The sequence below is a fragment of the Citrobacter sp. MGH100 genome (assembly GCF_001034465.1).
GTDB lineage: Bacteria > Pseudomonadota > Gammaproteobacteria > Enterobacterales > Enterobacteriaceae > Citrobacter > Citrobacter youngae.
Window position 1 is genome coordinate 1,024,181 of sequence record NZ_KQ089801.1, and the last position, 25,669, is coordinate 1,049,849.

A 25,669-nucleotide genomic window follows, 5' to 3' on the forward strand; every position below is an offset into this window, starting at 1 on the left:
ATAAGCATAAACGCCACCGCAAGGTGGCGTTTTTCTTTATAGTCCCCGCCTGAGCAGGGCGTCGTTCACTTCCCGATACGCTTCCACCAGTTTATCCAGCGTGATCCGGCTTAACCCGCTGGGATTCGGCAATACCCATAATTGCGTCGCGCCAATGGTCAACGTCTGCTTCCCCCACTGCGCCCCACGCTGGCTAAGGCCCTGCTCAAAGGCCTGCTTACCGAGGATTGCGAGCGCGGCGGGCTGATACTCTTCTATTTTCTCAATGAGCAGACGACCGCCGCTACGCATCTCTTGTAGCTTCACTTCATTGGCTTGTACCGTTGGTCTGTCGACAAACTTAGTCACGCCGCAGCGGAAATCCAGCAGATGCTGTGCCTCTTCAGGTTTAAGCTGGCGATCGGTGAACCCCGCCTGATGGATAACCTTCCAGAAGCGATTCGCGGGATGCGCAAAGGGAAATCCTGTACCCGCAGAAGAGAGCCCCGGATTGATGCCGCAAAATACTACCCGCAGCCCCGGTGCCAGTATGTCCTTAACCATAATTACTCCGAACAATACATCAAGGGACAAGTATAACGGACTGAAAATACATTGTTTATAAAAACAGCATCCGTACGCTTATGTCTGGATTGCAACGCGGAGTTACTTTATAATCCACCGCCACGGCCCCTTAGCTCAGTGGTTAGAGCAGGCGACTCATAATCGCTTGGTCGCTGGTTCAAGTCCAGCAGGGGCCACCAAATATCAAGGGCTTACGTGAAAACGTAGGCCCTTAGTCTTTTCTAGGATACCTATAGGATACCGTAGGGAAGTATCAGCAGGTAGCTCGTCGAACAAGAAACGTAAGTTACCGATGACTTCATGAGTAATATTTACTCATTTATTCCTGATAAAGTTGACGAGTAGACGCATTACGTACAACTATTTTTTCTGTAAGCTTCATACAAACAATTCGCTTCTGTAAAGTCTTCACTTGGGTGAGCACACTCGGGCGGTAGCGTATAACTTTTCAAAAGTTATATCCAAAAAACTCCAAAAAAATTCCAAAAATTTCGTAATAGGGCAATTTTCATGCACAGTGTTAGCTTTTACTCCTTTAGGATTTTAACAAAGAAGGGTAGCCGGAGCAGCAAGACCCTTGGCAATCTTGGCTTAAGTAATAATAAAACCGCATTTGATATATTAGAAGATTTTTTAAACTATTATAAAATATCCCCTATTGAATACAAATCGGCAAAAACAAAAGTATCACTGGAACAACATACGAAATTAACCTTCGATAAGAATAAAGGATTAGTATACGGCTATATCAAAGTTGGAAAATATGGTGAAAGCCACGAAATAAAAGACCCTCTACTTACTAAAACACAATATACAACTAAAGTAGATGATGTTACTTTACGTGAGCGTTATATATTAATTTATCTTCCAAATGGACTTGAAGAAGGCATCATCGCATTCCATAGTAGTGATAATACTTCAGCTAAATCAGCTTTTACTGAATTTCTAACTGACTATTTTATTAGCCAATATCAACTAGAGGCTAGAATAAATCCTCTATGCCATAAAAACATACCCCAACACATCCTTGAATCTGAAGTGAAGCAAATTAAGGCTGTTGGTTACAAACCCCCTACAGATATTGCTGATTCATTTGGAAGCAACAAAACAAACGTAAAAACAGATTTAATTATAAAATACAACGAAGGCTATATGGGAAGTTTTCGTGATTTGAGAAACAAAAGACTCAGTAATGTAATAGAAATTGTTGAGGATAAATGCGATGAAGTTAAGATTTCATTGCAACTTGGGAATAGACTCATTGTTTTCAGTTATAATGCCATCCTTAAAAAAGGAATTTCAGTTGAACTAGATGATTCCGATCTCAACATAGATCCTAATACTGGCATCCCTGATATAATCGCACTTCATGATACGGTAAAAGCTGTAACTAATGATATACTCTTAGAATTGCATAGTGCTAACAAGGGTGTAACCATATGAATAAAATAAATATACTACAAGTAATCCTTAAGCATTACAAAACCATGTCAGATGGCAAAGGCACGACTTTAATGGATGACATTATAGTCCACTTCGTTATACCTCTTGCTATATCTTTATTCCTCTGCCTAACTTATGGGGTTATGAAACCTTCGATCGCATCTGTATTTGTTAACTTCGGAGCAATAACAACTGCTTTGTTAATGAGTGCGGTCATAATGATATATGACCAAAAACAAAAAACCATTTTTAAAATCTCGGATATCGAAGAAAATAACAAATCAAAGACAAACATCCCAACACTGGAGATAAACAAAAAGGTTTATGATCAACTTTGCCATAACGTGTCATATGCAATTCTAACCTCGGTAATTCTTGTAATATCATCAGTGATTATTTCTTTCCTTCCTGAAAAAGATATTTTTACCAAGTTATACTTTTCTATTCCCGCTTACTTACTAAGCTATGTGGCTTATTCGGCATTTTTTACTACTGTAATAACTTTCTTAATGGTTATAAAAAGATTTAGTAACATTTTAGATAACTAGCCTAAAATGAATATGCCGTTCTTTGCCGCCATGGATGAAGTAATTTGGGTGCGTATAAACAGCCGTTCATGAGCATCCAGACCATGACCCGACTGGCGGGTCATTTAGTCGATCTCAGCCACAATGTTCTTGTGTTTGAGTATATTCAAATCCCGTTAAACGTCGCCAGTCGTTCTTTGTAACTGTCGCTCATATCGAAAGCAAAATCCTCATGCTCAGCCTGGAAGGTGCCGAACGCCATCAGCGCAGATACCGCAGGATCTATCTTGTTAGAGGATTTCTTTTTGTTGGGCTTAATGTTGGCGTTAGCGTCGGACTCCATCACCACGTTTCCAATTGCCCAGGCCAGAACCGGATCGCCACGGTGGCGCACCACTCTGCGATTAACGAACACCTCAAAGGATTTCGCTACCGGACTGAATTTGAGATAGGTTTGCGGGAACGGCTCCACATCAAGCCCCGCCCCCTGTAGCTGGGTGCGCAGGTGCGTGGCGTTCCACGTATCGAAACCCACCAGCCGGATATTGAAGGTTTCAGCGTCGCGCAGAATATCGTCACGGATGCGGTCATAGTCGATACAGTCGCCGGGGGTGGTGCGTATCCAGCCCGCTTTCACCCACTGGCGGTAGATGGCGCGGTTTTTGTTGGCGACGTTAAGTAGCTGGGCTTCCGGCAGATAATGACGGGTCAGCAGGCGGATCTCCCTGTCGAACGGGAACGCATAGCTTACACTGGTGATGTCGCTGGTAGAGGACAGGTCAAACCCGGCATAACACTCCATTCCGGCCAGATCGTCTTCTGTATAGTCGAGCGCACAGGCATCCCATGCACCGGCGCCCATCCACGGCGTGGAGCCCTGACACCAGATATTGAAACGTTTGGTCAGCATTTCCACCCACTGCGACGGTATGCCCCGCGCTTTCTGGATGGTGGACTCCAGTTTTGCCGCGTCAACGGACACATGCAGGTTAGGGTTAGCCTTAATCCACATTTCAGGCTGCTCAACCTCGCTTTCGTCGTCCAGTTCGTAGATCAGGACAAACAGCGAATCGTTGCTCTCTTCCCCGGCCAGAATCTGGCAGCAGTAGTCATAATGCTGCTTACAGGCGGAGACAACGTTACTCCCGGCGGTAGTGATGGCGAACAAAATCGCCTCCGGTCGTGCGCCCATACCCAGCTCAAGCGCGGAATAAACGCCGTTATCCGGGTGAAGGTGGTATTCATCGACAATCGCCAGGCTGGGGTTAGTTCCTTCAATGGTGGCCGCTTTCGCCGCCAACGGCTTTAACAGGCTGTTGCTCTTCGGGAAAATGACCTTATGCGCCTGGATATTGACGCGCTTTTTCAGCGGTTTTGACAGCAGGCACATCTGGCGGGCATCGTCGAACACGATTCGGGCCTGATCCCGGCTCACCGCCGCCGTGTAGATATCCTGCTGGCCCTTTTCCATCACCAGAAACCAGTTAGCCAGCATGGCGGCTACGGTGGATTTGGCATTCTTGCGCGGCACCTCAATAAAGGCGCTGCTGTACTTGCGGCGGCCTGACTCCCTGACCTTAAAGCCCAGCAGGTTAGCAAAGGCGAACTGCTGCCACGGCTCAAGCTCGATAGGCTGACCCCGCAACGGGCCTTTGACGTGTGGACAGAGCCGGGAGAAGGCAATAAACCGCTCCACGGTCGCCGTATCGAACTCATAACGGGGGTCATTCAGGTCTGAAAAGTACCTTTCAACGGCCTGTTTTACGCGCTTACAGGCCGGAATTTCACCGGATTTAATGGCGTTTGCGTAATCATTCCAGACGGTCAAGCTCGTCCTCCTCTTCCGTTTCTACCGGATTACGGCGGCGGCTTACCGGATCAAAGCCCAGCAGCGACGACATTTTTATGAGAATTTTTTCGGCATCCGCTTTTGCGTTCAGTGCCGGGTTACGGCTCTCACCGCCCTGGCTGTTCACTATGCTAAATCCCCGCGTGGCAAGGTCTTCCACGGCTTTGCGGTACATCGAGTAATTGACGCAATACAGCTCAAGGTTGTTCCAGTCGGCAGGCGTCAGATCCCCGCGCTCCGCCAGCTGCTTCGCCTTTGCTTTCCACTGCTGCGCCGCGATTTCATCAAGGTAGGCGGGCGGTTTGGGTGGTCTTGCCATAACTTACTGTTTTCCTGTCTGTTTTATTTTCAAAAAAATCACCGTGCGTAAAAATTTGAGGGGGCAGGCGGTGCCTTGCAGCAGGGGGTTTGTCTTTAAAACCTCCCCCACCCCGCCCATGCCGCCTGTCAGCGGTTGCGGAAGCATTCCATAAGCTCCCGGTCACGCTGGCTCATGCGCTTTGCTACGGGCTTCGTGTGCGCTCTCTGTCTGGATGGTTGCCATGCCTCGCGCTGCTTTATCAGCCCACTTATCAGCCGCTGCTGTTCCTGCTCAGTCATTGTCAGCCTCATACATCCAGTCATTGCGATGGGCTGCACGATCTTCCTGCTCACGGTACAGCCCTGCTTTGCGCTTCGCTTTGGTGGTTGGGTCTTGCTGTGTGGTCTTCTGGTTATGATGTGTCTGGCATAACGGCTGGTGATTCCACTCAGGCCAGAACAGAACATCATCACCGCCGTTGATAGGGATGATGTGATCGACAATCTTTGCAGGTACGTAGAGGTCCAGCTTCAGACACTCAACGCATAGCGGATAGCGCTTAAGGTACTGAGTACGGTACTTCTCCCATGATGCTGAGTAACCACGGGCGCGACGGTGGCCGCGTCTGGCATCCTCTGCCCGCCAGGCTTCCCGCTTATGCTCATCACACTTGCCGGATTTCACCCGCTTATTACATCCCGGCTCTGTGCACCGGCGCAACGGCTGCCACGGCATCAGTAGATCCCCACATCACGATAGACTGACCACAAAGCTGAGATAGTCAGGGGCACCTCTGTAGACTCAACATCGCTAATCATCGTGCGATATTCATACAGCTGAGAGACGTATAGCAGACAGCCAATCTTGATCGCCGGTGTAAACTCCAGACCTTTATCAAATCGCTTGCCTATATGCTTCTGACAGACCTCCAACGCCGCAGCGATATAAGCCTGGATCAACACGTCTTCATAGTTGTCATCAATCCGACAATGCATCTTTGCTTCATCAAGGGGGATTAACTCGCTCATTCGTCGCCTGCCTTATCGTCTTTGCTGACCTTAAATTCCTGTTTCCATGCCTGGCTGAACTCGTCGCCACCGTCGCGCGGCGGCATACCTTCGCGTTCTCGGGCTTCGTTAGGGTTCATGATCCCGTTCTTAATGCCGCGCTCATAAGTGGCGTAACGTTCGGTTGGCGTAGCGCGTAGAAGGTCAGCGGAATCAAATTCCACAAGGTAGCGAACGCCCGGAACGGGAGAGGACACCAGCAGCGAAGATTTGATTTGTTGTTCGAAGTTCGCCAGCCACGGGCGCATCGTCATGGTGAGAAATGCGCGGCTCGCCTCGCTGAAATTGCTATAGGTGCTGTTGCTGTATTCCTGGAGAAAAATAGGCGACACGTTGAACATGCGGGCAATGTCTTCAATGGTGAAGCGACGGGATGCCAGCCATTCGGCATCCTGATTACTCATGCCAAGCTGCTTGTAGTCCATGCCACCTTCAAGGATCGGCGTTTTCCCGGCGTTTCTGGCACCTTTGTAGCGCTCCAGAGCGTCCAGAGCCTGTTTTCCCTTCACGCTGTCGAGCCATTCAGCAGTAGTAACCACGCCAGCCGCCATCATGCCATCTTTCATAATACTGGCACCGTGGCGCTGCTGGGCCAGACCTAACCCCAACGCCTCACGGCAGGTGGTGATCGGCGAGCGCCCCAGAAAACCATCATCGGTCGAATAACGCAGGTGCAGAATCTCTTCCTGCAAGTAGGTGCGCACTGCCCCGGAAAACGGCTCAGTAACGGTGTATTTGTACTTATGCTGGCCGATACGCTCAGGAACAACCGCCCCCGGCGCATACGGATGCAGGGATTGCGGCTGGCCGTCACGGCCCCACTGGATCACCGCATAGGCGTTACCGTTCAGCAGGCAATGACGCATCATCGTGCGCTTGAACTGGTAAGGCGTCTGGCAGTCGTTCGGTTGCTCGTTCAGGAGAAAATCTACCGGATGATTACTCAACCACTCCCGCGCTTCTCGCCCGTTATCGTTGCGCACGCGGTAGAGATAGCAGGGCATTGTTGCCACTGCCTCACTGATAACTGACACGGCGTTCATCACCGCCGGCAGAGATTCCGCAGTACCAGCAGACACATATTCGCCTGATCCGGTATTTGGAATCCCTGCCATCGCCAGAAACTCATCAATCGTCATGCTGCGCTGTTCGGATGGCTCAGATTTACGGCCAAAAGGCCAGATATTCCACATATCACAGCCCCGCTAAGTCAGCCCAGCGTCGGCGGTTATCACCAGCGCGGCGCAGTTCAGGATGTTGGGAGAACAGAGAACGGTGCGCAATTTCCACGCCGGACTCAGGGTAAGCAGGCATAGAAGTAACGGTGATCTCCCGCAGCTCGGCAGCGGTAACAGTGCGAATATACGGTGTCGGAGTAATATCCCAGGACTCTTTCAGCGCACGGAACCCGAAGCTCATGCCGGAAATGTCTCCACGCTCCACCAGCTCCAGCACATCGTTTCCAAGCTGGGTATTCGGCGGGGTCAGTTCGAAGCGTAGCCCGGTATCATCTTCGGCCAACACCAGCGTGCCGGATTTGGTACGCCCCAGCAGTTGGGTATAGTTATGCTCGTACAGCGCACGCACATCGCTACCGGATGCCAGGCTGTCTTTAAACGCTCCCGGCGCAAACTGCTCGCGGAATTCATCCCAGATGATTTCTGAGAGACTGTTCCAGCGCACGGCATAGCCCACCAGCTTTTTGTTGCTGGCGCTCACTTCGGAGGTACGGATTTCAAAATCGATTGTTTTCATTGTTAATTCAGGCTCCCATGATTTTTATGAAAGCCATGCTTAACTTCCGCAGCTTTCCGGGCTGAAATGGCAAGATCTAATTCATCGAACGAGCCAATATGTTTTGTTTTTTGTCCGCGAGGTTTAATCTGGACTATCCATTTATTGCTGCGCTTATCACGGCGTATGCCTGTCATGCCGCTAGTGTTATTTTTCTGGATAGATAAATTCTTCTGATTCACGGCATGAGTAACCAGCCGCAAATTCGTTATCCGGTTGTCGCTTTTAACATGGTTAATGTGATCAACCTCCATTCCGGCGGGTATAGAGCCGAAATGCATAATCCAGATAACCCGGTGCGCCAGTTGCAGTTTTTTATTTACAGAAACAACTCTGTAACCATTGGAATAACAACCAGCAGACTTTCCGGCATACCGCGCATTCCATGTTTTGGCCTGAGCAACGCTAGAAAAATGGCTTTCAGGTCTTTGTTTCCAGATAAGTGAGCCGTTGGGTTGGTAAGCCAGACAGCAATTAAAATATTCTTTCTCAGGTTCGATCATAATTAACCACCAAAATAGTAAGGGGCCGAAGCCCCTGTTAATCAGGAGCCGGAACCTGACATTTCGAGAATTTTAATCGCGCGGGAATCAACCACTCCACCACCTAAATACTTGTCCGTATGGATTTTCAGGAAACCCGGTTCGGTGATGTTGTCAGGGCGGGTACGCACGCCAGTGGTGTGATCCACGATGAAATAGCCGCGCTTGAAGTCGCCTACCGCGAGGAATGCTTTACCTGCCTCCGCATCCGGCATAGTTTCCAGATACTGAACCGGACGGCCCAGCAGCGTATCGGGAGAACCGGCAACCAGACGATCGCGCCAGATGTAATCCCCGTTACCGTTTTTCAGCTTTTGCAGCGTGGCGGCGGTGTTGGAGTTCATCACCCATACGGCATTTTTGCGGTATTTGGCTTTCAGCTTGTACAGCAGATCGATCAGACCATCAGAGGTGACAGCGGCTGTTTCCATTTTCTCCAGCGTACCGAATGGACGGGTTTTGTCGCTGGTGGCCGCGCGGGCATAAACAAGGAAGCCTTTAGATTTATCTGTACCATCGCCGTTAACAAAATCATTTTCTTCGGTCGCGCTGAAGGTGTCGGCGATTTCAGAAGACAGCCAGCCCAGAATATCCACCTCGGAGAAGTCGAGAATCTCCTGAGTGGTTTTCGGGTAGGCGTAGATCGGGTTGAGTTTAATATCAACGCGCTCCATCTTCGGCGTGGTGGTTTCGGTACGCGCTTCACCTTCTTTGCCACGGTTAACGGTAGTACCTCCCACAGATACCAGTTTCCGGTATTCGTTGGTTTTGGTGGTCTTCACCGTTGCGATGGAGCGCATCACGCTATCATCCTGCAACTGGCGCATAATCTCTTTGTCCAACTCAGGGATAACGGTATAGCCGCCGTCAGCCTGCACCAACGTGGAGAGAGAGCGGGTATCGCCGGTCATGATGTAGTGGCGCAGCTCATCGTTGCTTACACCTTTACCTTCAACAGAAGTACCAGGCAGATTGCGCTGATCGTCGGCGACGGCCTCAAGGCGGGTAATTTCAACTTCAAGCGCATCAGCCTGGGCGCGGAGTTCATCGAACTGCTTGCCCTCTTCATCGTTCAGGCTTCGCTTTTCGCTGTCAGCTTTTTCCAGCATGGAACGCATCTGGGTTTTGAGTGCGGCTTTCTGCTGGCGTAATTCAAGTAATTTCTTCATGGAGTGGTTTCCGTAACAATTAACGTTGAGACGTGAAACCAGCGCGGGAAAGGGTGAGGCCGTTTAATCTTTTTCTGCATCCCACAGGCTACTTCGCGCAGCTTGATTAAACGGCCAGTGGCGGCTCACGTCTGAGTGCCACTCTTTAAGATATACATGTAAAAGATAAATAAAACCCCACATTAATAAACCAGTAATACGGGGTATAAATGATTATAAGTAATTTACAAAACTATTCTTTTGTACAGTCCATAGCATCATCAAGAAGCTGGCGTTTCTCTTTTAGCCCATCAATTAATATATCCAGTTGCTCTTTACTGACTGCAATAACATCACCTGAGAATTGATGTCGCAGGAAGCCATTGTGATCCACAAAAAAGTAAGCCTCCCGCTTTACCAGCTCCCGGTATTCGGTCAGCGGCATAATCTGCAAATCTGTTTTGCTGTCTGGTATGCCGAACATATCTTTGTGCTCAGCAATCTTCTTGATTAGCACTTTAGAATAAATAACGTCATCGGAATTATTTGACATGACAAATACCTTTTTAATGAATTGTTTCGCCGCGTTCCGGCATCTCTTTGCCATATTTGAGCGACATCAGCAGACGGTGTATTGCCTCTTCCGGTTTAAGACCGATCTCCTTTCCCATTTTCACAGCCTTATCTATCGCGGCATTTGCCATTGTCCTTGCGGCGTATTCTGCAAACGGTTTTGGTGTGCGTGGGATAACCAACTCTAAAAAGCACCGATAGATTTCATCTTCCATATCATCACCTCTTTATGCAGAGCTATAAAATTAAAAAATATACGTTTAAGTGTTCACCTGTTCACCTTTGCGAATTTCTTAATTAAATTCATTAGGTTATAGGGTGAATACTACTCTTTCAGGTATTCACTAGTGTTCACCCTACCCTTCACCCTTTAGAGCAAAAAACAATCAAAAGGTGAACAGGTGAATACTTGGTGAATACTTAATAGATAAGTGTTCACCCCTTAACATGCTGTTATAAATAAACTTTTTAACAGGGTGAATACTGGTGAACACTTATTCTATAACTTTACTCTATCCCGCTATTTTCAGAAGTACCGGAACAGGATGGCATCCAGTCGTCTGAATCATCGTGTAGCGTAACGTTTGACCTGATACCATGCTTGGTCTTCCGCTTTTCGTACTTCTTCCCATACTCAGACATTGCACCAGGCATATCAGTACCGAAGCGCATTAGCGATACTGGCTTGCTCAGACCATTGGCCCGCATATATGCAAGGTAGGCGTGATACAGGTACTTGCGCGGGCTGAATGGCACTATCTCGGCATTACCGATAAACATCCCATCACACGCCACAGACGCCAGCAGGTAGCCGCAGAAGTCCACCAGCGAATCACCCTCACGCTTGATAGCCAGTGCCTCTTCGGATTTCTGCTGCTCGTGCAATAGCCGTTTGGCTTCGTCCTGGCTGGCAAAGCGGGTCAGCAGGTGACGAATGATTACGGCCAGCTCACCCTCTATCTTTTCGGCCAGCATCGTATCTCGTTCATTTTCCGGTACTACCTCGGTGAAATTGAAAATCACCCGGCGTCGCGAGATACCACCGCTTCGATCACTGAAGGTCATGGCGTTGTTATTGACGGCCAGCACTACCGCCTGAATCCGTGTCGAGTATGGTGCTTTGTGTTTTGGGTCGATGGAAACCTTATCGCCTCCCGTAATGGCCTTAATCCCTGCACCGTCGCCAGCGTATCGAGTCATATCAGGCATGATGATCAGCGAGTAGCCAACCACCAGCGCCCTGTCCCTAGCATCCTCCAGCGCTTTCATGCTGGCTGATACGGTATTGGCTTTGCCCGCCAGCATCGTGCAGATTTCCGCCATAACGCTTTTGCCACTACCACCCGGCCCCGTTACCTCAAGGAACAACTGCCAGTCATACCGGTTCGCCAGCACCATAAACAGCGCAGCGAGTACACGATCTGTCTTGCGGTCATTGTTGGCCACGGAACGACGGAGCCATTTCCAGAAGTTCGGCGCATGGGTTTCCAGAGTCTCACCTTCTGCTGGTGGGCTGAAAGGCAGCTCACTGGCGATAAGCAGCCAGTCAGTTTTGCTGTGCGGCCGGAATTGCCCCGTTCGGGTATCAAATACCCCATTGCTAAAGCCAATCAGGTTGCGGGCCGTCACACCCATGACAGGAAGACTCAACTTCATGGTTTCCACCGCAGATTTAATGGCGTTCTGCGAATAGGCCACTTCCGCATCAATGTAGATTTGTGCCATTTCGCGCTGTAGCTCTTTATCCGGCAGAGGGTTCCAAACCACCCCGTTATAGTGGTGCACCGTGTCCGAGTCGGCATGAATTGCCAGATCGCCGTCATAATGAGCCAGTAACACTTCTCCGCGCTGGCTGGCCCCCATCTGATTCAGAGCAGGACTAACTTCTACAAACTCATGAGGCCGCTCCCTCTTCGTTATTGGCAACTGACGGATATTACTTTCTTCATCTCTGGATTGTTCCCGTACCCGGTTCAGATAGTCGCGCCAGTCCTCAGGCTGGCGATCAGGTATGCCCTTATACAATTTTGCGTCCTGAACTCCTGCCCGCGCCAATTTCTCACCAATAGCATTAATCAGTATCGGCTCGATATCCCCGGCAATATATACACGGGCACTACGCCGCCCTTTATCAACAATATGCAGGTTATCCAGTTCCGCCAGTTGCTTTGGCCCAAGATAGATAGGGGGGGTTGCATCTTCGGCAATTTGTTTACCCAGGCCCTCTTCCCATCCCTTTGCATGAGCATAGGCATCGGTCCCGGCAAAAATGATCGCCTCAGTAAATTTTTCCTTTGGCAGATGCTTCAGGTTAGGCGCGTTTTTCATTTCCCTGCCCCCGGCTTTCAAAAGTGAATTCTTTAACAAATCTTTCCAGCGGAAATACGCAGGGATATTCATAGCCATCACGGACGAACGTCACCCGATTAAAGGCAATATTGCTCACCGTAATCATTTCACCGTTCTTTTCCGACCAGCGGTCACTTATTTCAGGAGTTATCACTTTAAGCCTCCCGATTATTATCACGCTTGGCGCGAACATGATCCGCAGATTCACTACTCTGACTAAGAGCCTGTGCCATTCTTGGGAGATGACGCAAAGCATGGCTTACAAGAATTAAATCACGTCGAGCATCTTCATCTGCATAGTCTTCTGAATTGGTTGCATCTAACGCCAGATTGCCGATCAGCGTGAGCGCGCTATTGATGGCAAATGCGCCAGCGGCATATAAATCGCTGGATTCAGCCAAAGCATCATCAGTGAAGTTTTTAAAATCAGGAGTGCTCTTAACAAGTTGATGGTAGATATCACGCATTCTTCACCCCCGGAAAATCCACCTGCTGGCGTAAGGCACGGCAGCGCTGTAGAGCTATATCAATCAACTCAACGGCGATATCACTCTCATCGTCTTTACTCCAGTTCATTTCCAGCGCCGCAGCCAATAAGACTTCAAGTGAGCGGAATTTATCCCCCATATCCAACATGTTCAGATTAGGCATGAAACACCTCCCGAACTGGCAGGCGTGCAGCCAGAGAAAGAATAAAATGCGGTGCTAGAATACGGCGTGCTTCGCGTTCTGTTGCGGCCTCAACGGACAGGCGGCATGGTTTGGCCTTTTTATCGTGGCGATTGATAGCGAGAAAACGCCAGGTGTAGTTGTTCCGCCCTTGCGGGTGTGTGATATGATCTTTCATAGCTGCCTCGTTATCTACGTTAACGGCGGTGGTCAGAGGCCCGGTTAGTGGTGGTACACTGCCGGGCTTCGCTATTTTTTCTTCAAACATCATGTTAGTGTATGGACCTAACGGTTTTGATACTATTTCAACGGGTCCATACATGTCAACAATCAAACGAGATAAAAGCCCTAAAGGTGCTGGGAAGTCACCAATTTTTAGCATTCGATTGACGCCAGAATTTAAAGAACAATTGGACAATGCAGCCAGCCGGGAAGGTGTTAGCCTTGGTAACTGGTTAAAGGAGTTAGCAAGGTCTGAATTGCGTAAACAAGGCATCGAGCCAAAAAGCTGATACCAAGCATCTGAGTTTCCCCAGAGTTGGGGAGATGTACCGAGTTGCATTTGTGCAACTCTAAATGAGGTGTGCAAAAAAATGGTATGCGACATCGGCTCAAACTCCCCCCATTGGGGGAAGTATTGGGTATGCTGCAATGCAGTACCCCCAACACTGAGAATACAACCGACTATCTTTGAGCTAACCAGACTCAAATTTGAGCTTTGCTTGGATATCAGTATGTTGTGATTTAACTGCGCCGTTGGCGCGGTTCCCGATGCGATTAAAATTACATCGCTCGACCTTTGACCACCAGCAACTGGCCTGGTATGCTGATCCTGTTGTTTGTTTTCGGTACTGCACTGGCGACCCGGCATGGTCGCCTTTGTTTTATGTGCCATATCCAGCCCCTTAAATCGTCTGCGTTCTGCGGGTGGAATCCAGATAGGCATCCAGATCATTCTTGAAGTAAATGACCTTCCGACCAACCTTATGAAATGGAATTTTTACTCGGCCTGTATGAGCCCAATTTGCCAATGTCTGGGTATTTACTCCAAGATGTTGAGCGGCTTCACTGCGGGTAAGTCTTTTATTTGACTTGGTATCAATTAAATTCATGAGTATCACCGTGTATATTTAGTTAACAACAGCGATACTTTATTTTTGTTAATAATACTTTCACAGACAGGCAAACCAGATACAAAAATACATATCTGGTTATATTTACTGGTAACAAGATTAGCAGTGGTAAAACCGGATTTACACCTGCTGTAAGACCAACTTAAAACTTCTATTTTTTGGTTTAACATCAGGATTCATTCCTGAATCTTGCAGCCAAGTTTTAATCGTTCCGGCAACGGGTAAATCATTCCACTGTTTATGCAGATGTGCATAAATCTCTTCTGAAAGACCTGCCAAGCTCGCATTTGGATATTTTTCCCATGTATCCTTCGCTATCCTTAATGCTTCTGTATGGTGTTTATTGGTTTTACCTTTCTTAGCCTTGCTTCTGTCTTCACTGATAATCTTTTTGGCATATGCTTCTTCTCGGACTCCTGACATTAATGTTTCAACAAATAACTCACCATATCGTTTCCTCATTTGTGCAGACAAACGTTCAAAGCCCATAACTTCTAAAATAGCTGCTGCTTTCAGCATATCTGACAAACCAGATTCTTTATAATCAAGCGCCTGTGATACATCTCCACTTTCAAGAATTAAATTTGATGCGACAACAATTTTTTCATTTTCGATATCAGATGCAAAAGAAAGACGTTCCTCTAGAGACATTTTAGCAGGAGTAATACCGAGCAACTCACAGACAGTCTTTTTAATCAGAGATTCAGCAACTTTATCTCTAATTAAATTAACCAATATATTCATATCGGTTGCCTCTTTAGGGCCAAATTCTATTACAGTTTCAATTTTATTTTTTGACATTTAAATCACCGTGAGAATTAGAAATACTGAATAAAAGTGCTCTTTTCTCTGAGTCACTCATTGCCTCAAGCATTGCAAGAAGATGAGAATCAATGAGCCTTTTGCTTGCCATTAACCCCGCATACTCAAGGATAGCCCGCTCTATTCGAGTAGCTGGGTCAAGAAGTTCATCAGCACCGAAATGAAGATAACCCTGCGTAACATCAGCACTCCTCATCGTTCGGTGGTTCATTAGTCGTTTGAGGATATAACTACCAACACCCACCAGCTCGGCAACTGTACCGAACGTGCGGCGGGCATCGTGCCATTTGAACGGGATTGGCTGGAGCATATCAGGATTAGGGTCAGGGACGGTGGCGGTACTAATTCGATCAATTACATGGCGATATTCTTTAATGATTCCTTTAGCACCGGGAAACACTAAAACCTCATTTCCACTTTTCATTTTCAGCCGACGACGAAACAAATTCAGCAATGTTTCAGTGATCGGTAGCTCCAGCGGATCGCCGTTCTTGGTGGTATCTATCCAGAAATAGCGACCACCAATATTCACCCGATCCCATGTTAGTTCGAATATTTCAGATTTACGCAGCCCGGTGAACATCGACATTTCTACAGCGTCGCATATTGCAGCCGCTACATCGTCCCGTCCTTCTTCGGCCTTATCACGAACCACAGCGACGGCATTTAGCCAACGAGCAAAATCATGGGTGCGGATGCGCTCTGTCTTCCTGACCGTGCCATGCCACTGACGTTTTGTGCTCAGCACCAGTGTTGGCGGGTCAGGTAACAGCGTTATCCCTTCTTCATCACGATAATGATCATGTGCAAAACGATAAACGGCGCGTAGTGCTCTGGCCCACAGATCAGCCTGGGCTTTACTACCGGTTCCTACCCCAGCACGCAGCGTTTCCTTATCAGCACCAAACCAGACAGAACCATCAGTCACCGCTTTATGCCGATGTTCAACACGTTCACGCGAAATGGTAGCGAGTGATTGCTTCATCCAGTCACCGGAATAATTTTGCAAGATAGCGCGATATTGCTTTTCGGTTGTAGGTTTCAGGCGGTGGCCACGGTTCTTTATATAGGCTTCCAGCGCATCGGCAAGCGTGACAGATGCCTTCTCATTGACGCGCTTTTCCACATTAGGATTTCTCCCGGTGGTCGCTACGTCGCCAAGCATTTCGAGTGCCTTTGCCCTGGCGTTATCAATAGTAAGGTCCGGGAAACGGCCCAGCGTGGCGCGGATGAATTTTCCGTTTCTCTTACGCGAGATACAGAAGCTTTTCACACCACTGGTGCCAATACGGATGCGCAGACCATTAACAATGGTATCGCCGTACTCAACCTGTCCACGTTCGGCAGGTGGGAGGCTTTCGAGCTTAGTTTTCGTAAATTTGAATGTTTCCACAAACACTCCACACCAAGCGATCGGGGTATCCTGCAAATCGCTTGTTTTGCTCTAGGATACCTATAGGATACCGCAAAGGAGTATTTTAGAGTATTTCTGGTTATTTATACAGTATTCTAATATCAATTAAGTCACTGAAAATTATAGATAAGTATTTTCAGGTAAGAAGTTGCATTCTAACTCATAATCGCTTGGTCGCTGGTTCAAGTCCAGCAGGGGCCACCAAATTTTAGCTTTGAAATCATATAATTAAGCCACTATAACGAGTGGCTTTTTTATTTAATAGAACCTCATTGGCAGCAAAATGGCAGCAGAATTTTTACTGCCTCCAATAAAAAACCCGCCGAGGCGGGTTTCTTGTTAGAAATTCATGTGGCCTTGACCACTGTTTAATGGGTGTGGCGGAGCGTGATCGATTAGTCTAGGGGTGACAATAAAGCGCACCACTGTTTCATGTGTGACAAAGGTGGTGCCACAATTAATATTCTGGCACTGGCAGTAACGCTCCTTAGTGTTATCTGACACCCGAAAGCTGCTACGAGTATGTGCCGCATGTCCACATTTCGGACAATTCATCATATCCGTTTCCCCCACCAATTCCTGCAATCACATAATGATACACTACACATCCATTTTGTGAACAAATTCATTCCATTTCTAAATCATCAATCTTTACTTCAAGCTCCATGCTGGTCGTAAATCCATTATCCGGGCTGACAGAATGCGTCAGGGTGGTAATGGTCCATTCTGCATCATCGATCGGCTGCTTAAACCCCGTCACCTTCACCGGCATTTCCGTATAGAGATCAGCCCGCCCCTCAGCAAGCTGCAGGGAAAATGAAGCAACCCCACGCTGCAGACGTTCCCACTGCATTTTTGCTGCGCGCTCTGCATTGCTCCGGTTGGCGTAGGTACGATTAAGAACCAGCACGTTTTCATCCGTTCCCACCAGATAATCTCCCTGTTTTGCTTCCTGCTCTTTGGGTGCGGTGGCTTTCCTTCGACGGCGCTTAACACTGGTTATCTCTTTTTTCCTGGGTTCACGCGTATGCAGCCAGCTGGCAATAACACCGGTATAGGCACCACGATCAGCAAGGGTGAACCGATGACCGTCACCATCTTTGCGGGTAATAGTAACAACCGGCAGCGCTTTGCCACTGGCAGTTTTGCCCTGGCCCTGCCGGAGAAACAGCAGATTGCCATCTTTCACTGATGCAATAGCGCCATACTGTCGCGCCAGCCGCATCAGAAAACTGGCGTCGCTCTCGTTTGTCTGGTCGATGTGATCGATCGCTTTGTCGGTCAGGTCTTTGCCCAGCGCCATTTTCAGGTTATGGCGCCCGGCTATATCTTTCACCACCTCCCCTACGGTTGTCTGGTGCCATGACTTTTCGCGCCGGGTATTCAGCGTTTCCCGGAAGTCAGCGCTGCGTGCGCGAATGGTCAGACGGTCAGGCGCGCCGCTGTGTTCAATTTCATCCACGGTATAGCCGCCCTTCGGGAACAGCGACTGGCCTTTCCACCCCAGCGCCACAGTGATCACCGCTCCACGGCGCGGCAGCACAATCAGGCCGTCCGCGTCGTCCAGTTCCAGATCAAGCTGGTCAGCTTCAAAGCCCCGGTTATCGGTCAGAGTCAGGCTCATCAGGCGCTTATCCAGCACCGTTGTAATATCCTTACCCTCAATCGTGATGCTGAATGCTGGCGTTTTGCTGCCGGTATTCAGCAACCCTGAATCAATACTCATGACAGTACCCCTCCCACCGTTCCGCTGATGCTGCCAATCGCAGACGTTGCCGTGTCCTGCAGAATGCCCAGCTGATCGCTAAGGCTGCCGAACATATCCGCCAGCGACTCATCCACCCTTTTCAGTGACAATGAAAACTCAATGCGGCGCGGCATCCCGTCACGGAAAAATTCTGCTTTCGTCTGGTTCAGTCCCTCGATCACATACATGCCATAAATCGTGCCACTACCCTCAATCAGGGGCCACGCCTTGCCCTGCTCCGCCATCTGTTCCAGCGCCAGCATGGACAGCCTGCCGCCGGTAATCTCCGGCAACAGCACCCCGGATAGCGTCAGCGTGTCATTATCCGGCCCCAGAAATTGCGTGGTGGCGCGGCGATTTACACGGCTGTTTGTCGCATGGCGCCAGCTGCGCTGATACTGCAGCTCCTGATAAGGGACCGTGCGCAGCTCAAAAACAAATAATCCCAGCACCATCATCATGAGTCATAGCCCCCCTGATCGCTGTAGTTACTCCGGGCCTTCGCCCTGATCCGGCGGTCACGCTCATCGAGCTGCCGCGCCACCTCTCGCGCAATATCCTGCGCATTCTGTCCTGGCTGCGCCTGGATAATAATCTGCGTGGGGGCGTCCACATTGATAACCGGCTGCACGCTGGCGCCCTGGCCCATCATTGCGCCGCCTGATTTTACCGGCAGGCTAAATGGATGTAGCGGGACCGCATCAACCGGCGCCGCAGCCACCCCCATCATTCCTGCAACCACCGAGGCCAGCGCCGCTGTGCGTCGCCTGCTGGTTACGTTTACCGGGCCGTTGACAATCTCCGGCCCATTCTCCCCCACGATGCCAAACTGCCCGCGCGGGATATTTCCGCCGGTATCGTACATTCCCGCGTAAGCCGGGAACCCGCCGGGCGGCAATATCACGCTGCCGTTACCGCCCACTGTGGCAGGCGTCTGATTTGGCAACCGGGCGCTGGCGGCCTCCTTATTGACCAGGCCCAGCTTTTCCAGCAACCAGACCACGCCGGATTTCAGAGACTCCAGCGGATGCAGCGCCATGCTCAGCCCTTCCGCCAGCATTTCACCGAACAAACACCCCATTGATGCCGCGCTCTGTAGCTCTGCCGCCGTCGATTTGACCGGCGCCAGCAAATTAGTAAACCAGCCCCACAACTCTCGGACCTTATCCCCTACCCATTGGAAAATTGGCATTAACGGGGCAAAAGCTGACAGGATAGGCGCTGCCGCCGCTTTGAACCCTTCTACTACGCCACCCAGAAAGGCGCTGATAGGCTGCCAGTATTTCCAGACCACCAGTGCCACCCCAGCCAGCGCCGCTACAACCAGACCGATCGGACTCAGCAACGCCCCAAGCAAACTCCCCACGGTGAACAGCGCCACACGGAGTAACGCCAGCGGACCAAAAGCCAGTAAACGTAGGACCCCGCCCGTGCGGGTCGCTGCAGCTGCGGTGGAAGGTAAAACCTTAACCGACAGCATCGACAGCGCGAACCGGATCACCGCAATCGGCCCCAGCACTGCAGCCACTGCCACCGCCAGCGTACCCAGCCCGACGGTGATCGCCGCCGTCGCCGCTGCCACTTTCATCAGCGTGCCAGCCAGCACGGGATTCTGCTCAACCCAGCGCCGAAGCGCCCCGGTCACGCCTTTAACCATGCTCATGATATCCATCATCGGCTGGCGCAGCGTTTCCCCCAGGCTACTGAAAGCGTTCTGCGCGCCCGTCTTAACCAGCAACCACTGCGCAGACAATGAATCCTTGTTGATGTCGGATTCTTTCTGCATGGAGCCATTAGCATCGCTGCCTGCAGTGAGTTTCAGCTGGCGCTGCAGCTCCGGCAGGTTGTTTGCCAGTTTTGCGGCATCATCGCCAAACTCTTTGCCAAAAATCATCGTCATTGCAGATAGGCGCTTATCCTGCGGTAGCTTGTTGACCTTCTCCAGTACGCGCTGAATAGTACCCATGGCATCCGTGGTCATCTGCTTTTCAATCTCTTCTGGATTGAGTTTCAGCAGGTCCATACCTTCAAAAAAGCGTTTGCTTTGCATGGTGGCAATGGAAAGTTCACGCACCATGGCATTTGAAGCACTGGCGGCAATTTCAGGCGCCGCGCCCAGAGAAAGGAAGGTTGAACCCAGCGCCGCCGCTTTGCGGAAGTCGAGGCGGTCAGCCACGCCGCCCATGCGCTGCAGGACGTTGATAATATCCCCGCCCTTTGACATGGCATTATCGTCCAGGTAGTTCAGCGCATCGCCCAGTTGCTCAATATTGCGCGTCGGTACTTTATACAGCTGCGCAATTTTCCCTAACCCTTCCGCCAGCTCATCTGCTGGCAGTTCAAAAGCGGTTGCTGCTTTCGCCGCAGTTGAGGCAAAGGCCAGTAAATCGCGCTTCTGGTCCTCAAAGGGATCATCCTGATTGGTCACGCCCATGCGGGCGCCTCCCTCAACCAGTGCCGCGTAGTCAATCGCGCCGTTCTCCATCGGCAGCTGCTCACTGGCAGCTTTGATGGCGTCCTGCATTTCATAAAATTGCTTTGTGCGGTTGCCGTTGTCGTCACGCAGTCCGTTAACCTGTTTTGCCACACCTTTCATGGCATCTTCCATGCTGGCGTAACTCCTGACCGCAGCCACAACCGGCGCCCCCATCGCAGCACCGGCGGCTGCCGTAGTCGCCCCGGCGCCCGCAATACGATCACGGACCTCAAGACGGCGTGAATACTGCTCACGGACAGCATTGATCCGCGCCTGCTGTTCACCCAGGCGTTTGAGTGATTTCTGCTGTCGGTCAAGCGCCTGCCTTGTTTCATCGGCATTCTGCCGCAGCACGCGCTGGGCGGAACTCAGGTTTTTAGTGTTGATACCTGCAGCACTTAATTCATCGCGTTGCCGCTGGGCTGACTGCCGCAGACCGTCGAAGGTATCTTTTAGCTGGCTGGCCCGGCGTTTTGCCTGCTCCAGCTCCTTCGCCTGTTTTTTCGTGGGATTGCTGGCTGCAGCAAACGCATTCGCCAGTTCAGACACTTTCTGACGCGCAGCTGTAAGATCGTTTTTTGCTCCCTCAAGCTGGGTGCGGACCTTGCGGAATCCGTCGATACGGGCGGCCTGTGAATCAAGCGCTTTAAGGCTGGCACGGCTTTGCTGGATTGCGGCTGCCAGCTCCTTAGAGCTGGCCTGCGCAGAACGGAATGGGCGGGTGAGTTTATCCACCGCGTTCAGAATGACCTGCAGGCGCAGGTTGTTATCGCTCATCGCTGGCTCCGCTTCTCTGTATCGCTTTATACCGCCATTCCAGCACTTCGGTCAGCGGCATAACGTCAGTGACAGAGGGCGGCCAGTGAAAAATGGTGGCAATATCTGCCACCAAATCATCTACCGTCAGGCTGTCGGTAAACCGGCAAGTACCGACTTCTTCAACAAAAAAGTGACCACCTCTACCGACAGCGAGGTGAGATCGGCGGGGTCCAGTTCTGCCATTTCCTGTGCGGTCAGCGTCGGAGTGGAGATACGCGGGATCACTGTCATCATAGCCCCCACGTCCATATCCATAATGGCCTGCAGGCGGGTGCCGCGCAGCGCACCGGACTGAGGCTTACGCAGCACAATTTCGGTGATTTGGGTTTTACCGCGCATGATGGGCGTATCCAGTTGCACGGTTTTTTCAGTCAGCTTGTCGCTCATGTTCGTTTCCTGTTAATCAGATACTGGCGCGGATCACCGCGCCGTTAAGTTAAATCAGAGGCCAAGGGCGTTACGGTGTGCTTCCATCAGGTCCACGCCGTCAACAATTTCAATCATGTTGACCAGATCAACCTCATAGAGCACCTCACCGTTAATGGTCAGCTTCGCGTAGCTGTTGGTGCTGCTGACCTTGGTGCTGCTGCTCTCGCCGGTTTTCCACTCGCCGGAATCCACTTCTTTATGACGCCCGCGCACAACCAGCTCAATGGCCTGCACTTCGCCGGTATCGTCACGCTGAATAGAGCCGGTGAAACGCAGCTGGATGCCGTCAACGGTTGCCTTGCCCATCTGCTTGAATAACAACAGTTCGGTGCCGCCGATTGAAAATTCCGTGTCCAGTGCGCCGTCATCCAGCCCCATATCTACATCCACCGCGCCCGGCATACCGCCGCCGCGATACTTCTCAAACTTGCGGGTGAATTTCGGCAGAGTCAGGGACTCAACGATCCCCTGCCAGTTGTTCCCGTCGTTGAACAGGTTCAGGTGTTTTAACTTGCGTGGTAATGCCATGTATCCCCCTTATGCACTGACACGGCTGGCAAAATCGACCAGGTAGCGATCGGTGATGCGCTGGCGCAGCATCAGATTTTCAAGCGGCGGCACAGGCGTGTAGTCGTAGTCGATGGTGAGCTTCCCGGCTTTCAGGGAGTCTTTATCGTTCACTGACTCATCCAGCCAGCAGTCAGCCCCGATGAGGTATCCCTGATTCACCAGGCTGCGTAATTTGGCGCGAATACCTTCGATAATGTCGCGGGCCAGTGACGGATTCAGTGGCTTATCCACCGCCCACATATGCCCCTCTGCAATCGTGTCAGCCAGCACCTGCGCCGTGCGGGTGTAGTTCTCAAACGCAAACAATGGATCGTCACTGAGGCAGCGGGAACCCCAGAAGCGGAATCCGTCTTTGCAGATCAGCGTGGTGACGTCATTCTGGTTCAGCAGTCCAGCCTCCGTTGCCGGGCCCTGCAGATCCCAGAACACATCAGCGGAAATACCGGTGACGCCATTCACCCCCACGTTGGACAGGGTTTTGTGCCATCCGGTCTGTTCGTCGATTTTGGCGCGCAAACCGAGCGCACGTGCAGAGGCGTAAGCCGTCGCATCGGCTTTTAGCACGGTGTCAAAGTTGATGAAATCAGGCCAGATCAGCATCCCTTCTCGCTGGCTGAAATTGTCCCGGTAAGCAATGGCTTCCTCCACCGTCTTACAGCCATAGGCAGACAGGTAGGCAAACCCGCGCAGGCTTTGCGCAATACTCATCAGCTCAGTGGCTACCGCCTTCGTGTCATGCCCCGGCACACCGAGAATACGCGGCTTAACTTTCAGCTGCGACTGCGAAGAAAGCAGCGCTTTCATCCCCGTTTTTTTACCGTCGGAAGTGACGCCACCGATAATATTGGAGGTGGTTTCCGCTTCGGTTTCGCCCTGCGCCACGCGCACAACAACCGTCACGGGTTTTGACTGGTCAGCAATCGCATCCAGCGAACGGGCCAGCGTGCCGGACTCGCCTGCTTTACCGCTGGCCTCCAGCACATCCGTCAGCAGAACCGGTTTATTGAGAGGGAATACGGACGCATCAGCATCATCGCCGGTGCAGACCATGCCCACGATGGCGGTGCTCACCGTGGTAATGGATCGGGTGCCGTCGTTGACTTCAACAACTCGCACCCCGTGGTGGTAATCCTGAGCCATAAGGCATTATCTCCGGTTGACATGGATGCCTTATGTTCTGGTTGATACGCACGCGGCGCACGCGTTTATCCCTGTGCCATCACTGACACAATAAAGGGTTTTCAGCCTGGCTGGCTGGAAATTTCTTATACAGCGTGGAAATACCCACATCGAAAAGCAGAGCTACGCACTGACGTGTTTCACCTGCAGCCAGTAGCCGCCCTGCCTGCGCCCATTGTTCCGGCGACAACTTTGGACGGCGCCCGCCGATTCTCCCTTGCGCCCTTGCTGCAGCCAATCCCGCACGGGTTCTTTCCACAATCAGTTCACGTTCCATTTCAGCCAGGGCGCCCATGATGTGGAAAAAAAAGCGCCCCATGGGTGTCGAGGTATCAATGCTATCCGTCAAACTGCGGAAATTAACAGCCCGCTGCCGCAACTCCTCAACGAGAACCACCAGATGCCGCATACTGCGCCCAAGTCGATCAAGCTTCCAGACAACCAGCGTGTCCCCCGGCGACAGGGTTTTAAGCAGCTTTTTTAACCCTGGACGTTCTGACGTTTTACCGCTCATTTTATCTTCAAAAATCAGCTCACATCCTGACCGTTCCAGCGCATCACGCTGCAGCGCCGTGTTTTGCTCATTTGTTGATACACGCACATACCCAACCAGCATTCACTTTCCCTTATACAAAAGCCCAAATGATGCCAGTCAGACTGTAAAACTGCATTTTCTTAAACGTTGGTTTGGGAAGTTTTCCGCAATACCAGACTTTAGGTGATGGACAGCATATTTTTTTGCATGGTTCCGGCGCTGCGAACAGTTCCGGCATAGCCGATATCGTATTCCCGAAAGCATTTACTACGACTAGCAATCTCAACGTAACGGCGACGCCAACATCTCAACAACCCGCAAACTACATCGTGTCTGTAGGAGCCATTACAACAACCGGAGTGCGTTTATATCTGACGGGGGCAAATGCAGGGGCAACACCTGTCGCTGCAGCCATTGGATTTCACTGGAAAGCAGAAGGAAGATAAACATGAAAGTTTTTTACAGTGCCGGCCAGAACGGTTTTTATGATGATAACCAGACTCTTCCCGCAGATGCGCTCGAAATTTCTGAGTCGCTCCGAACTGAGTTGATTACCGCCCAGAACGCAGGCGGCGTAATCAGACCGGGAGGTGATGGAATGCCGGTGATCATCCCATCAGCAGATTACGTCCCTGAATTAACTGAAGAAGAGCAGCGGTGGTTTGCTGAATCCAAAAAACAGTCGCTGTTGTCAGAGGCAACCACTCGAATCGGTCCTCTACAGTACGCGGTCGATGCTGGCAAAGCGACGGCTGAAGAAGCCGCCGACCTGATAAATTGGCAGGATTACCGGCTGGATTTGATGCGGGTTGATACGTTAAAACCTGACTGGCCTACCCCTCCGGGGGAACAGGCCAGTTAATATGCTCTGGGTCGGTTGTCACATCGACAGCCTTAACCTCGTTTTTATAAGCCATCCACGCCGACAGTTTAGCCTTGTTGGCGTCGCTGATTTCACCCAGCATCAGCTCTGTTCGCCAGTCGAGCATTACTTTATCGGCGCTGGTCAGCAAATGACTACGCTGTTTTTCAGCATCTGCTATCGCCGCATTTCGCTGCGCGTCGGCATCTGCAACCCACTTAGAGCCATCCCATTTATCATACTGAGTGGATGGCGCAACGGTTGTGTAGCCTGAACGAATTTCCCCTATGTAGTCAACGAATTCAGGCACTCTGTCCATAGTCGAATAGACCGTAACGCCGCGGTTGTCTGGCTGTTGCTCCCAGTCAGTACCGTTGAATACAGCTACAAATCCCGACCGTTTCTCTCCCGGAACGATATCTGTTGAATGCCCTGGCATGCTGACACCAGGATGAATAAATTCATCAGAGTACCCGCAGTATTCTCCCGTGGCTGCATCATAGTAAAAGCAGCGGACATCCCCCGGCTCAATAGCTAATCCAGACTCGTCAAAAATAGGCTTTGTCATTTTGCTCTCACTAAACAGTAAAATGCGATGGATCGCGGCGCAGTTTCACCCGCGCCTCCCTCTTGCCGCTTTGTTGATATTTTTGGATTTGCGACGTCATTTTCGACGGCGACCCATGTTGATGATGTGCTATCAACGGCAACAGCCATCCTGCCCGTTGGCATTTCGTGCGTATGCACGATGGTTCGCGAGTCAGCATAGTCCAGTAATTTTTGGAGTGGATTAATACCGCGACCATCATCGAAAATACGAATAAATTCGGCGCGCATTTCTGGAATAAATAACGAGG

General features: G+C 50.6%; 34 protein-coding genes, 1 tRNA gene and 1 pseudogene. 5 read left to right on the forward strand and 31 right to left on the reverse strand.

Annotation, left to right across the window (positions count from 1 at the left end; genetic code table 11):
• Positions 1 to 36 precede the first annotated feature (36 nt).
• On the reverse strand, positions 37 to 543 hold the full coding sequence (gene mug, locus SK32_RS16435; protein WP_048213266.1) for a G/U mismatch-specific DNA glycosylase: 507 nt from the start codon (positions 541 to 543) through the stop codon (positions 37 to 39).
• Between the two features lie 124 nt (positions 544 to 667).
• Here mug and SK32_RS16440 point away from each other — a divergent pair.
• The 3 genes from SK32_RS16440 (at position 668) to SK32_RS16450 (ending at position 2,555) form a co-directional block, all read left to right on the forward strand.
• Positions 668 to 743 (forward strand) — tRNA-Ile (locus tag SK32_RS16440).
• Between the two features lie 331 nt (positions 744 to 1,074).
• Positions 1,075 to 2,007, forward strand: a complete 933-nt coding sequence (locus SK32_RS16445) for a hypothetical protein (protein ID WP_048213267.1) — start codon at positions 1,075 to 1,077, stop codon at positions 2,005 to 2,007.
• On the forward strand, positions 2,004 to 2,555 hold the full coding sequence (locus tag SK32_RS16450; RefSeq protein WP_048213268.1) for a hypothetical protein: 552 nt from the start codon (positions 2,004 to 2,006) through the stop codon (positions 2,553 to 2,555). The genes SK32_RS16445 and SK32_RS16450 overlap by 4 nt, the downstream gene beginning before the upstream one ends.
• Positions 2,556 to 2,700: 145 nt before the next feature.
• Here SK32_RS16450 and SK32_RS16455 read toward each other — a convergent pair whose 3' ends face one another.
• The 16 genes from SK32_RS16455 to SK32_RS26615 form a co-directional block, all read right to left on the reverse strand.
• The gene (locus tag SK32_RS16455; protein WP_048213269.1) at positions 2,701 to 4,362 is read right to left on the reverse strand and encodes a terminase large subunit; all 1,662 of its coding nucleotides are present in this window, start codon (positions 4,360 to 4,362) and stop codon (positions 2,701 to 2,703) included.
• Positions 4,346 to 4,702 (reverse strand): phage terminase small subunit P27 family, encoded by a 357-nt coding sequence (locus SK32_RS16460; RefSeq protein ID WP_048213270.1) that lies wholly within the window; start codon positions 4,700 to 4,702, stop codon positions 4,346 to 4,348. Before SK32_RS16460 ends, SK32_RS16455 begins: the two co-directional genes overlap by 17 nt.
• 3 nt (positions 4,703 to 4,705) lie before the next feature.
• Positions 4,706 to 4,849: a terminase gene (locus SK32_RS26470; RefSeq protein ID WP_231591585.1), complete on the reverse strand. Its 144-nt coding sequence runs from the start codon at positions 4,847 to 4,849 to the stop codon at positions 4,706 to 4,708.
• 126 nt (positions 4,850 to 4,975) lie between these two features.
• Complete coding sequence (locus tag SK32_RS16470) at positions 4,976 to 5,419, reverse strand: HNH endonuclease signature motif containing protein (RefSeq protein WP_048213271.1); 444 nt, start codon at positions 5,417 to 5,419, stop codon at positions 4,976 to 4,978.
• The gene (locus tag SK32_RS16475) at positions 5,419 to 5,712 is read right to left on the reverse strand and encodes a head-tail connector protein (RefSeq protein ID WP_048213272.1); all 294 of its coding nucleotides are present in this window, start codon (positions 5,710 to 5,712) and stop codon (positions 5,419 to 5,421) included. The genes SK32_RS16470 and SK32_RS16475 overlap by 1 nt, the downstream gene beginning before the upstream one ends.
• Positions 5,709 to 6,944 (reverse strand): phage portal protein, encoded by a 1,236-nt coding sequence (locus SK32_RS16480; RefSeq protein WP_048213273.1) that lies wholly within the window; start codon positions 6,942 to 6,944, stop codon positions 5,709 to 5,711. The genes SK32_RS16475 and SK32_RS16480 overlap by 4 nt, the downstream gene beginning before the upstream one ends.
• A gap of 1 nt (position 6,945) precedes the next feature.
• Entirely contained in the window at positions 6,946 to 7,506 is a 561-nt protein-coding gene (locus tag SK32_RS16485; RefSeq protein WP_048213274.1) for an HK97 family phage prohead protease, read from the reverse strand.
• Between the two features lie 2 nt (positions 7,507 to 7,508).
• Entirely contained in the window at positions 7,509 to 8,048 is a 540-nt protein-coding gene (locus SK32_RS16490; RefSeq protein WP_048213275.1) for an HNH endonuclease, read from the reverse strand.
• Positions 8,049 to 8,089: 41 nt separating this feature from the next.
• Positions 8,090 to 9,256 carry a phage major capsid protein gene (locus SK32_RS16495; protein ID WP_048213276.1) on the reverse strand — a complete coding sequence of 389 codons (1,167 nt, stop codon included), beginning with the start codon at positions 9,254 to 9,256 and terminating at the stop codon, positions 8,090 to 8,092.
• Positions 9,257 to 9,488: 232 nt separating this feature from the next.
• Positions 9,489 to 9,788: a hypothetical protein gene (locus tag SK32_RS16500; RefSeq protein WP_048213277.1), complete on the reverse strand. Its 300-nt coding sequence runs from the start codon at positions 9,786 to 9,788 to the stop codon at positions 9,489 to 9,491.
• Positions 9,789 to 9,801: 13 nt separating this feature from the next.
• Positions 9,802 to 10,023, reverse strand: coding sequence for a hypothetical protein (locus SK32_RS16505; RefSeq protein ID WP_048213278.1), 222 nt, complete (start codon positions 10,021 to 10,023; stop codon positions 9,802 to 9,804).
• Positions 10,024 to 10,315: 292 nt separating this feature from the next.
• Positions 10,316 to 12,136 carry a DNA primase family protein gene (locus SK32_RS16510; RefSeq protein WP_048213279.1) on the reverse strand — a complete coding sequence of 607 codons (1,821 nt, stop codon included), beginning with the start codon at positions 12,134 to 12,136 and terminating at the stop codon, positions 10,316 to 10,318.
• Entirely contained in the window at positions 12,120 to 12,311 is a 192-nt protein-coding gene (locus SK32_RS16515) for a DUF4222 domain-containing protein (protein WP_081014413.1), read from the reverse strand. The genes SK32_RS16510 and SK32_RS16515 overlap by 17 nt, the downstream gene beginning before the upstream one ends.
• A 1-nt stretch (position 12,312) precedes the next feature.
• Positions 12,313 to 12,624: a hypothetical protein gene (locus SK32_RS16520; protein WP_048213281.1), complete on the reverse strand. Its 312-nt coding sequence runs from the start codon at positions 12,622 to 12,624 to the stop codon at positions 12,313 to 12,315.
• Positions 12,617 to 12,808: a hypothetical protein gene (locus SK32_RS16525; protein WP_048213282.1), complete on the reverse strand. Its 192-nt coding sequence runs from the start codon at positions 12,806 to 12,808 to the stop codon at positions 12,617 to 12,619. The genes SK32_RS16520 and SK32_RS16525 overlap by 8 nt, the downstream gene beginning before the upstream one ends.
• Positions 12,801 to 13,208, reverse strand: a complete 408-nt coding sequence (locus SK32_RS26615; protein WP_326924498.1) for a host cell division inhibitor Icd-like protein — start codon at positions 13,206 to 13,208, stop codon at positions 12,801 to 12,803. Before SK32_RS26615 ends, SK32_RS16525 begins: the two co-directional genes overlap by 8 nt.
• On the opposite strand from SK32_RS26615, the gene SK32_RS26480 reads away from it, so the two are divergent.
• Complete coding sequence (locus SK32_RS26480; RefSeq protein ID WP_071886912.1) at positions 13,147 to 13,338, forward strand: hypothetical protein; 192 nt, start codon at positions 13,147 to 13,149, stop codon at positions 13,336 to 13,338. The two genes, SK32_RS26615 and SK32_RS26480, sit on opposite strands and share 62 nt — an antisense overlap.
• Positions 13,339 to 13,731: 393 nt before the next feature.
• On the opposite strand, the gene SK32_RS25015 is transcribed toward SK32_RS26480, so the two are convergent.
• The 12 genes from SK32_RS25015 to SK32_RS16580 all read right to left on the reverse strand — a co-directional run bounded on the left by SK32_RS25015 (position 13,732) and on the right by SK32_RS16580 (position 24,031).
• Positions 13,732 to 13,938: a helix-turn-helix domain-containing protein gene (locus SK32_RS25015; protein ID WP_071886911.1), complete on the reverse strand. Its 207-nt coding sequence runs from the start codon at positions 13,936 to 13,938 to the stop codon at positions 13,732 to 13,734.
• A gap of 141 nt (positions 13,939 to 14,079) precedes the next feature.
• The gene (locus SK32_RS16540; protein WP_048213284.1) at positions 14,080 to 14,760 is read right to left on the reverse strand and encodes a hypothetical protein; all 681 of its coding nucleotides are present in this window, start codon (positions 14,758 to 14,760) and stop codon (positions 14,080 to 14,082) included.
• Positions 14,747 to 16,174, reverse strand: a complete 1,428-nt coding sequence (locus SK32_RS16545; protein ID WP_048213285.1) for an integrase family protein — start codon at positions 16,172 to 16,174, stop codon at positions 14,747 to 14,749. Before SK32_RS16545 ends, SK32_RS16540 begins: the two co-directional genes overlap by 14 nt.
• Positions 16,175 to 16,534: 360 nt before the next feature.
• Entirely contained in the window at positions 16,535 to 16,753 is a 219-nt protein-coding gene (locus SK32_RS25020; RefSeq protein ID WP_075551426.1) for an ogr/Delta-like zinc finger family protein, read from the reverse strand.
• A 67-nt stretch (positions 16,754 to 16,820) separates the two neighbouring features.
• On the reverse strand, positions 16,821 to 17,921 hold the full coding sequence (locus SK32_RS16550) for a phage late control D family protein (protein ID WP_048213286.1): 1,101 nt from the start codon (positions 17,919 to 17,921) through the stop codon (positions 16,821 to 16,823).
• Complete coding sequence (locus tag SK32_RS16555) at positions 17,918 to 18,403, reverse strand: phage tail protein (protein WP_048213287.1); 486 nt, start codon at positions 18,401 to 18,403, stop codon at positions 17,918 to 17,920. Before SK32_RS16555 ends, SK32_RS16550 begins: the two co-directional genes overlap by 4 nt.
• A complete protein-coding gene (locus tag SK32_RS16560) occupies positions 18,400 to 21,195 on the reverse strand; it encodes a phage tail tape measure protein (RefSeq protein ID WP_048213288.1) in 2,796 nt (931 codons plus the stop codon). The genes SK32_RS16555 and SK32_RS16560 overlap by 4 nt, the downstream gene beginning before the upstream one ends.
• Positions 21,185 to 21,307, reverse strand: coding sequence for a GpE family phage tail protein (locus tag SK32_RS25025; protein ID WP_032300013.1), 123 nt, complete (start codon positions 21,305 to 21,307; stop codon positions 21,185 to 21,187). Before SK32_RS25025 ends, SK32_RS16560 begins: the two co-directional genes overlap by 11 nt.
• Positions 21,308 to 21,321: 14 nt before the next feature.
• Positions 21,322 to 21,624, reverse strand: coding sequence for a phage tail assembly protein (locus SK32_RS16565; RefSeq protein WP_048213289.1), 303 nt, complete (start codon positions 21,622 to 21,624; stop codon positions 21,322 to 21,324).
• A gap of 54 nt (positions 21,625 to 21,678) precedes the next feature.
• A complete protein-coding gene (locus SK32_RS16570; RefSeq protein ID WP_048213290.1) occupies positions 21,679 to 22,194 on the reverse strand; it encodes a phage major tail tube protein in 516 nt (171 codons plus the stop codon).
• 9 nt (positions 22,195 to 22,203) lie between these two features.
• Positions 22,204 to 23,376 carry a phage tail sheath protein gene (locus SK32_RS16575; protein WP_048213291.1) on the reverse strand — a complete coding sequence of 391 codons (1,173 nt, stop codon included), beginning with the start codon at positions 23,374 to 23,376 and terminating at the stop codon, positions 22,204 to 22,206.
• A gap of 79 nt (positions 23,377 to 23,455) precedes the next feature.
• Positions 23,456 to 24,031, reverse strand: coding sequence for a recombinase family protein (locus tag SK32_RS16580; protein WP_048213292.1), 576 nt, complete (start codon positions 24,029 to 24,031; stop codon positions 23,456 to 23,458).
• 367 nt (positions 24,032 to 24,398) lie between these two features.
• Here SK32_RS16580 and SK32_RS25030 point away from each other — a divergent pair, with 367 nt between their 5' ends.
• Entirely contained in the window at positions 24,399 to 24,812 is a 414-nt protein-coding gene (locus SK32_RS25030) for a tail fiber assembly protein (protein WP_048213293.1), read from the forward strand.
• Here the strand turns inward: SK32_RS25030 and SK32_RS16590 are convergent.
• Positions 24,784 to 25,380: a tail fiber assembly protein gene (locus SK32_RS16590; RefSeq protein WP_048213294.1), complete on the reverse strand. Its 597-nt coding sequence runs from the start codon at positions 25,378 to 25,380 to the stop codon at positions 24,784 to 24,786. The two genes, SK32_RS25030 and SK32_RS16590, sit on opposite strands and share 29 nt — an antisense overlap.
• Positions 25,377 to 25,669, reverse strand: a pseudogene (locus tag SK32_RS26485) (phage tail protein); the annotation flags it as partial. The gene SK32_RS16590 and the pseudogene SK32_RS26485, both read right to left, overlap by 4 nt.